We start from the raw sequence: 7,655 nt of genomic DNA on the forward strand, positions 1-7,655 counted from the left end.
GTGGCGTCCCAGTCGACGGCGAAGTAGATCGGGCGGTCGTCCGGCATCCCGCACCACGCCGCCTGCGCGGCCGCGTCCCGCGCGTCCGCCTCGCCGCCCCCGGAGGCGCTCGGGCGGGCGCTCGGCGTCCTCGCCGAGCTCGCGGCCGGGGCCCCCGACGACGCGCTCGTGGACTGACGGCGCCGACGGCGGGTCCCTGGACTCCTGATCAAGAACGGGCCATCGTCGTCGGGGGAGCGTCCGCCGCGGGGTCGCGGGCGCGTGGGCCACGGGCGGGGGCAGGCGTGATGATCGAGGTCCGCGGGGTCGGGCAGCGGGCGGGCGGCGGGCGCCGCACGCTGCGGGACGTGTCGCTGACGATCGGGACCGGCGAGCTCGTCGCGATCATCGGCGGGAGCGGGGCCGGGAAGACCACGCTGCTGGACGCGATCGCCGGGGTGCGTCCGCCGTCCGAGGGCGAGGTCCGCCGCTCCGGCGACGGGGCTCCGGGCGCCGGGCGCGGGCTGGGGTACGTCCCGCAGGACGACATCGTCCACCGGGAGATGCCGCTCCGGCGGACGCTGCGGTACGCGGCCGGGCTGCGGCTGCCCGCGGGGACGCCGCCGGAGCGCGCCGAGCGGGCCGTGGACGCCGTCCTGGACGCGCTGGCGCTGACCGGGCGGGCCGGGCAGCGGGTCGGGTCGCTGAGCGGCGGTGAGCGCAAGCGGGCGAGCATCGCGGCCGAGCTGCTCGCGCGGCCGGGCGTGTTCTTCCTCGACGAGCCGACCTCGGGGCTCGACCCGGCGACGGCGGCCGAGCTGATGGGGCTGCTGCGCGGCCTCGCGGACTCCGGGACGACCGTGGTGCTCACGACGCACCAGCCGCCGGACGTGGCCTTCTGCGACCAGGTCGCCGTCCTGGCGCTGGACGGCACGCTGGCGTTCTACGGCCCCCCGGACGAGGCCCTCGCGGAGTTCCGGGCGGGCAGGGTCGAGGACATCTACCTGCGCCTCGCCGGCGGCGGCACCCCGCACGACTGGACCGCCCGCTTCGCCCGCCCCGGTGAGGCCGAGCCCGGGGCGGGGCGGCGGGTCGGGGCGTGGCAGCAGTGGGCGCTGCTCACGCGGCGCAATGCGGACCTCCTCACGCGGAGCAGGCTCACGCTCGCGGTGCTGGCCGGGTCGCCGCTGATGGTCCTCGCGATGTTCGCGGTCCTGTTCCGGCCGGGCGCGTTCTCGCCCGCGTCGCCGAGCCCCTCCGCGACCGTGATGATCCTGTTCTGGATCGCCTTCGGCGGGTTCTTCTTCGGGCTCACCTACGGGCTGCTCCAGATCTGCCCCGAGCTGCCGGTGCTGCGGCGGGAGCGGCTGACCGGCCTGCGGGTGGGGCCGTACGTGCTGGCGAAGGCGGCCGTGCTGCTGCCGCTGCTCGCGGTCGTGGACGCGGCGATGCTCGGCGTCCTGCGGTGGCTCGACCGGCTGCCGCCCGTGGGCTGGCGGACGTACGGGGAGCTGCTGGTCACGCTGCTGCTGTGCTCGCTGGCGGCGCTGGCGCTCGGCCTGCTGGTGTCGGCGGCCGTGACGGACCCGGCGCAGGCCACGATGGCGCTGCCGATGCTGTGCTTCCCGCAGGTGCTCTTCGTGGGCGCGATCCTTCCCGTGCCGGTCATGGCGGCGCCCGGGCGGTGGCTGAGCTACGCGATGTCGAACCGGTGGGCGTTCGAGGGGCTGGGGCACAGCCTCGGCGTGGAGGGGCTGTGGGCGTCCGGGCGGTCGCCGCTGGGGCCGCCGCTGCTCGCCTCGTACGGGGAGACCTTCGGGCGGCCCGTGGCGCTCGACTGGGCGGTGCTGGGCGCGTTCTCCGCGGTGTTCCTCGCGGCCACGGGGGCCGTCCTCGCGCACCGGACCCCGAATGCCCCAACTTCGTCCGAATAAGGTCATGAGATCCCCTTGCGCTCATAACTGGGATTTTCGACCGTCCTTGATGGGGAATGTGATGGTTTGTCCACCGGGGGGTGCGATGTGAGCGCGTCATCCGATCTCGATGCCGGCGCGGCGCCGGCGGCCCTCCCCGGCTACGCCGCGACGCGCCGCCTCGACGAGCTGCGCGCCGCCGAGTACCCGCACCTCGACGCGGACGGTCAGGTCTACCTCGACTACACCGGCTCGGGCGTGGCGGCCCTCGCCCAGTACCGCGCGCACGCCGAGCGGCTGTCGCGCCGCTGCTACGGCAACCCGCACTCGGAGAACCCCTCGTCCCGCGCCTCCACCCGGCTCGTCGAGCGGGCGCGCGCGGCGGTCCTGGAGTTCTTCAACGCCTCCCCCGACGAGTACGCGGTCGTCTTCACCCCGAACGCCACCGGCGCGTGCCGGCTGGTCGGCGAGGCCTACCCCTTCGGGCGCGGCACGCGGCTCGTCCTGACCGGCGACAACCACAACTCGGTGAACGGGATCAGGGAGTTCGCGCGGGCGCGCCGGGCGCGGGTCGTCCACCTCCCCGTGCGCGGCCCGGACCTGCGCGTCCCGGACGACGCCGTCCGCGCCGCGCTCGGCCGGCGGCGCGGGCTCCTCGCCTTCCCCGCGCAGAGCAACTTCACGGGCGTCCAGCACCCCCTGGACTGGATCGCCCTCGCCCACGAGCACGGCTACGACGTCCTGCTCGACGCGGCCGCGTTCGTCCCCGCCAACCCCCTCGACCTGAGCGCCGTCCACCCCGACTTCGTCCCGGTGAGCTGGTACAAGGTGTTCGGGTACCCGACCGGCGTCGGCGCGCTGGTCGCCCGGCGCGAGGCGCTGGCCCGGCTCCGCCGCCCCTGGTTCTCCGGCGGGACGATCCAGGCCGTCAGCGCGCTCGCCGGGTGGCACGTCCTCGCGCCCGACGAGACGGCCTTCGAGGACGGCACGCTCAACTTCCTGTCCATCCCGGACGTGGAGGTCGGCCTCGACTGGGTCGGGGCCATCGGAATGGACGTGATCCACCGCCGCGTCAAGTGCCTGACGTCCTGGCTCCTGCGCCGCCTCGCCGGGCTGGCGCACGCCGACGGCTCCCCGCTGGTCCGGCTCTACGGCCCGGCCGGGACGGACGGGCGCGGCGGCACGGTCGCGTTCAACATCCTCGACCGCCGCGGCCGGGTCGTGGACGAGCGGATCCTCGCCCGCGACACCGCCGCGGCCGGGATCTGCGTGCGGACGGGCTGCTTCTGCAACCCGGGCGCCGGCGAGGGCGCGTTCGCGATCCCCGAGCGGGCGCTGCGCGGCACCGCGCGCCGCGGCGCGCCGACCCTCGACGCCTACCTGGACCTGCTGGGGCTGCCGAGCGGCGGCGCGGTCCGCGCGTCCGTCGGGCTCGTGTCCAACGTCGCGGACGTGGAGCGGCTCGCCGGCTTCCTGGCGGAGGCGTACGGCGACCGGGAGCCCGACGCCGCCGGCCTCAGGCCCCGCGAGCGCTGCTGAGCCCGCTTCCGGCCCTGGAGCCCCCTCAGGACCCGGCCCGCTCGACGACGGCGGCCCACTCCTCCAGCAGCTCCTGCGCGGCGTCCGCGTCGGGCCCCTCGGCCCACAGGTGCGTGACCGCCTCCGCCGGGTCCGGCAGGACGAGCACCCAGCGGCCGTCGTCCTCGACGACGCGCACGCCGTCGGTGGTGTCGATCCGGCGGCCGCCGGCGGCCTCCACGACGTGCCGCATCACGCTGCCCTTGGCCGCCCACGGCGTCGGGACGGACCGCCGCAGCAGGTGCGCCTCCGGGATCCGCCGGTCGATCTGCGACAGCGTCAGCCGGGTCCGCGCGACCAGCCCGACGAGCCGGACGAACGCCGCGATCCCGTCGACGGTGCCGCTGAACTCGGGCATCACGAAGCCGCCGCGGCCGTCCCCCGCGAAGATCACGTCGGGCCGGGCGGCGGCCTTGGTGAGGACGTCCTGGGACGTCGAGGTCCACTCCACCAGCACGCCGTGGAACCGGCAGACCTGCTCGGCGACCCGCGTGGTGGTCACCGGCAGCGCCACCCGGCCGCCGCGCCGCTCGGCGGCGACGAGGTCCAGCATGACGAGCAGGGCCCGGTCGTCGCCGACGAGCTCCCCGTTCTCGTCCACCAGGGAGATCCGCTCCCCCACCGGGTCGAACCGCACGCCGAACGCGGCCCGCGACGACGACACCAGCTCGCCGAGGCGCTCCAGGTCGCGCATCCGCTCGGCGAGCGTCTCGGTCGGGTTGGCCTCGTCCAGGCCGCTGTTGCGGGTGAGGACCTCCACGCCCATCATGCCGAGGAGGTTCGGCAGCACCAGCGAGGTCGTGCCGCCCGCGTTGTCCAGGACGATCTTCAGCCCGGCCTCGCGGACCCCGCCGGTGTCAACGCAGCGCAGCAGGTCGCGGGTGTAGGTCTCCACGATCCGCGGCGGGTAGTTCAGCTCGGCGATCTCGCCGGGGAACGCCCGCCGGTACTCCTGCCGGCCGAAGACCCGCTCCAGCTTGCGCTGCGCGGCCTGGGACAGGTCGGCGCCGTTCGGGGCGAGGAAGATGATGTCGACGCCCTGGGGGTCGCCGAGCGTGGTGCGGATGTAGATCCCGCCCGCGGAGTCGGCGCGCCCCGTCTCGAACCGGGCGACGGTCAGCGGGGTCGCCTCCAGGTCCAGCACGTTGATCGCGCTCGCGGTCAGCGCGCTGATCACCGCGCGCTTCAGCGTGCGCGCCGCCCGGGACACGTCGCGGCCGGTGACGACCGTCGTGCCCTTGGTCAGCGTCGTCGCGTACGCGCTCGCCAGCCGCACCGCGAGCTCGGGCGTGATCTCCACGTTGACCAGGCCGCTCACCCCGCGCGGCCCGAACAGGTTGCGCTGCCCCCGCGACTCCCAGATCACGCTGGTGTTGACGACCGCGCCCGCCTCGATCGTCTTGAACGGGTAGACCTTGACGCCGCTGGAGACGTACGCCTCCGCCTCGATGACGCACTCGTCCCCGACGATCGCGCCCTCCTCGACGCGGGCGCCGGCCATGATGTCGGTGTTCTTGCCGATCACGCAGCCGCGCAGGTTCGTGGACGGCGCCACGAACACGTTGTCGTGGACGACCGCCCGGTGCAGGAACGCGCCCTCCTTCACGACCACGTTGCTGCCGAGGACCGTGTACTCGCGCAGCTCGACGCCCGCCTCGACCTTGGCGTAGTCGCCGATGTAGAGGGGCCCCTTGAGGACGGCCTCCGCGTCGACCTCGGCGCCCTCGGCGACCCACACGCCCGGGGACATCTCGAACCCGCCGAGCTCGATCCCGACCTGCCCGGACAGCATGTCGGCCTGCGCCTTCAGGTAGCTCTCGTGGGTGCCGACGTCCTCCCAGTAGCAGTCGGCGACGTACCCGAACAGCGGGGCGCCTTCCGCCAGGAGCTTGGGGAACACGTCCCCGGACCAGTCGACGACCTCCCCCGCCGCGACGTGGTCGAGGACCTCCGGCTCCATCACGTAGATGCCGGTGTTGACGGTGTCGGAGAACACCTGCCCCCACGTCGGCTTCTCCAGGAACCGCTGGACGCGCCCCTCCTCGTCCACGATGATGATCCCGAACTCCAGGGGGTTCGGGACCCGCTTCAGCCCGATCGTGACAAGCGCCCCGTTCCGCTTGTGGAAGCGCACCATGTCGGTCAGGTCGATGTCGGTGAGCGCGTCCCCGGAGATGACCAGGAACCGGTCGTCCCGCAGCGCCTCCTGCGCGTTCTTCACGCTGCCGGCGGTGCCGAGCGGGATCTCCTCGGTCGCGTAGCTCAGCGACATGCCGAGCTCCTCGCCGTCCCCGAAGTAGTTGCGGATCAGGGCGGCGAGGAACTGGACGGTGACGACGGTCTCGTCGAAGCCGTGCCGCTTGAGCAGCCGCAGCACATGCTCCATGATCGGCCGGTTGACGAGCGGAAGCAGGGGCTTGGGCTGGTTGGCGGTCATCGGACGCAGCCGCGTCCCCTCGCCTCCCGCCATCACGACGGCCTTCATCGGGGGGTCTCAGCTCCCTTGGGATCGCCGGCCGACGGATCCGCGCCGGGCGGGACGCCCGGGTCCGGCGCGGGGTCCGGCGCGCCCGCCCGCTCCGGGGCGCCGGCCGGTGGCGCCACGCGGCCGGCCAGCACCAGTTGCCGCGTCTGCGCCCAGTAGAGGACCGCCGCCCACCAGTACAGGGCCGTCCCCCAGATGGCGAAGGACCATCCGATGACCTTCGCCGCGGTCGCCGCCCCGCCGTCGTGGTCGCCGAGGAGCAGCAGCGGGAAGGCGTACAGCAGGCAGAGCGTCGCCGCCTTGCCGATGAAGTGGACCGGCAGCGTCCCGCCGTAGCCGAGCCGCCGGACGATCGGCGCGATCGGCGTGATCGCGGCCTCCCGGGCGACCAGCAGCACCACGAGCCACACCGGGACGATGTCCCGGACCGTCAGCCCGACGAGCGTCGCGAAGATGTAGAGCCGGTCGGCCGCCGGGTCGAGGACCATCCCGAGCCGGCTGGTCTGGTCCAGCGCCCGCGCGAGCTTGCCGTCCAGCCAGTCGGACAGCCCCGCGAACACGAGCAGCCCGAGCGCCCACCAGTCCTGCTCGGCGAGGACCAGCCACAGGAACAGCGGCACCCCGACGAGCCGGGCCAGGCTCAACACGTTGGGCACCGTGAGGATCCGGTCCTGCCCGGGCGCCCCGCCGACCTCAGCGCTCACCGACTCGCCTCCCTGTCCCCTTGATCCTGACCTTACCGGTAAAGCTTTGAAAGCCCCCGATAGCGTTCGGGCATGCGATGGACGGTGCACGGGGAGCGGTCGGTGTACGACAGCCCCTGGATGAGCGTACGGCTGGCCGACGTCGAGCTGCCCGACGGCCGCCGCTTCGACCACCACCTGCTGCGGGTGCGGCCCGCCGCCGGCGTGATCGCGGTCGACGGGCGGGGCCGGGCGCTGCTGATCTGGCGGCACCGGTTCATCACCGACCGCTGGGGCTGGGAGATCCCCGGCGGGCGCGTCGAGGACGGCGAGGAGCCCGCCGAGGCCGCCGCCCGCGAGCTGGTCGAGGAGACCGGCTACCGCGCCGGGCCGCTGCGGCCGCTGCTGACGGTCCCGCCGTCGCCGGGCGTGCACGACGGCATCCACCACGTCTTCCGGGCCGACGGCGCCGAGCGGGTCGGCGAGCCCACCGACGTCGAGGCCGAGCGGATCGAGTGGGTGCCGCTCGCGGACGTCCCCGGGCTGGCCGCGCGCGGCGAGATCGGCTCGGGCTCCACCCTCGCCGGCCTGCTGTTCCTGCTCACCGAGGGCGGCGGCACGGGCCGGACGGCACCCTGACCCGCGGGACAGGAACACCTCACCGGGAAGCCGGCCTCGGAGGCCGGCCCGAGGGCGCGCTTGACAGTGCCGGTCAGGAATCCGGACGTCCGCCGGGCCCCGGCTGAGGCGGGCTGGGGCACGTCCGGCTGACGGGCCGGGCAGGACCCCGAAGGTGCTGCGGAGGTTACTTTCCGTGATGGCGCTGTGCGTGCTTCCACGGATACCGCGGCGTACGGCGGCCGTGCCACGCTGAGAACGCCGGACATCGGCCGCCCGAGCCGCGCGCCCGTCGCCTCTGCCAGGGCGGCGGGCGCGCCCGGCTCCGCCGCACCCCCACACGGCGGCACTCCCCCGCCCCGGCGTTTCGCGCCCGGCATGCCCGCGCGCCCACGCGCG

6 protein-coding genes are annotated in these 7,655 nt (G+C 74.6%); 3 read left to right on the forward strand and 3 right to left on the reverse strand.

The window, feature by feature from the left end:
- Window positions 1-212: glycoside hydrolase domain-containing protein (locus E1300_RS50915; protein WP_165503295.1), on the reverse strand; the 212-nt coding region annotated here is incomplete at its 3' end.
- A 75-nt stretch (window positions 213-287) separates the two neighbouring features.
- On the opposite strand from E1300_RS50915, the gene E1300_RS45610 reads away from it, so the two are divergent.
- Together E1300_RS45610 and E1300_RS45615 are read left to right on the forward strand one after the other, a co-directional pair.
- Window positions 288-1,913 carry an ATP-binding cassette domain-containing protein gene (locus E1300_RS45610; RefSeq protein ID WP_131763504.1) on the forward strand — a complete coding sequence of 542 codons (1,626 nt, stop codon included), beginning with the start codon at window positions 288-290 and terminating at the stop codon, window positions 1,911-1,913.
- An 87-nt stretch (window positions 1,914-2,000) separates the two neighbouring features.
- Window positions 2,001-3,431, forward strand: a complete 1,431-nt coding sequence (locus tag E1300_RS45615) for an aminotransferase class V-fold PLP-dependent enzyme (protein ID WP_242619816.1) — start codon at window positions 2,001-2,003, stop codon at window positions 3,429-3,431.
- Between the two features lie 25 nt (window positions 3,432-3,456).
- Here the strand turns inward: E1300_RS45615 and E1300_RS45620 are convergent, their stop codons facing one another.
- Both E1300_RS45620 and clsA read right to left on the reverse strand, forming a co-directional pair.
- Window positions 3,457-5,955 carry a mannose-1-phosphate guanyltransferase gene (locus tag E1300_RS45620; protein WP_131763506.1) on the reverse strand — a complete coding sequence of 833 codons (2,499 nt, stop codon included), beginning with the start codon at window positions 5,953-5,955 and terminating at the stop codon, window positions 3,457-3,459.
- Complete coding sequence (gene clsA, locus E1300_RS45625; protein WP_131763507.1) at window positions 5,952-6,659, reverse strand: cardiolipin synthase ClsA; 708 nt, start codon at window positions 6,657-6,659, stop codon at window positions 5,952-5,954. The genes E1300_RS45620 and clsA overlap by 4 nt, the downstream gene beginning before the upstream one ends.
- A gap of 72 nt (window positions 6,660-6,731) precedes the next feature.
- Here clsA and E1300_RS45630 point away from each other — a divergent pair, with 72 nt between their 5' ends.
- Window positions 6,732-7,277, forward strand: a complete 546-nt coding sequence (locus E1300_RS45630; protein WP_131763508.1) for an NUDIX hydrolase — start codon at window positions 6,732-6,734, stop codon at window positions 7,275-7,277.
- The last annotated feature ends 378 nt before the right edge of the window (window positions 7,278-7,655 follow it).

The sequence above is a fragment of the Actinomadura fibrosa genome, from assembly GCF_900659615.1.
Classification (GTDB): domain Bacteria; phylum Actinomycetota; class Actinomycetes; order Streptosporangiales; family Streptosporangiaceae; genus Spirillospora; species Spirillospora fibrosa.

What these genes read in the sequence shown, in the direction of transcription:
- E1300_RS45610 (WP_131763504.1), top strand. Translation starts at nt 288, where the DNA reads ATGATCGAGGTCCGCGGGGTCGGGCAGCGGGCGGGCGGCGGGCGCCGC.
- E1300_RS45620 (WP_131763506.1), bottom strand. Translation starts at nt 5,955, where the DNA reads ATGAAGGCCGTCGTGATGGCGGGAGGCGAGGGGACGCGGCTGCGTCCG.
- E1300_RS45630 (WP_131763508.1), top strand. Translation starts at nt 6,732, where the DNA reads ATGCGATGGACGGTGCACGGGGAGCGGTCGGTGTACGACAGCCCCTGG.